Genomic DNA, 381 nt, shown 5'->3' with positions numbered 1-381 from the left:
AATATCACTGGCGGATCGGCATCGTCGCGCAGTCACACGCGGTGATCGAGCATCTGCTGGAGCAGGTGATCGACGCCGGGGTGGACGCGGCGCTGGTTGCCAAGAAGCGCAAGGGCGCCGACCCTCGGTGGACTGAGATCGACCAGAATCAGTACGCCTCGTTCATCGCCGACCATCCCGGATGCGTGATCGGCGGCACCGCATGGGATTTCGCGAACGAGGCGCGGGTCCCACGCCTTTGCCTCGACCTGCTGGTGATCGAAGAGGCCGGCCAGTTCAACCTGGCCAACACCATCGCGGTGGCCCCGGCCGCGCGCAATCTGCTGCTCCTGGGTGACCCGCAGCAATTGCCCCAGGTCTGCCAGGGCACCCACCCGGCAC

Annotated in this window: 1 protein-coding gene; it reads left to right on the top strand. The window is 66.4% G+C overall.

What is annotated here, in order from left to right; translation table 11 throughout:
• Nucleotides 1-381 (top strand): hypothetical protein (locus tag RNB18_RS53490; protein ID WP_449657668.1); only part of this gene is annotated, 381 nt, incomplete at both ends.

The organism is Streptomyces doebereineriae (assembly GCF_031845645.1).
Lineage (GTDB): Bacteria > Actinomycetota > Actinomycetes > Streptomycetales > Streptomycetaceae > Streptomyces > Streptomyces canus.
The sequence above is the reverse complement of the archived record's forward strand: the minus strand, read 5'-3'. Positions and strand labels throughout refer to the sequence as shown.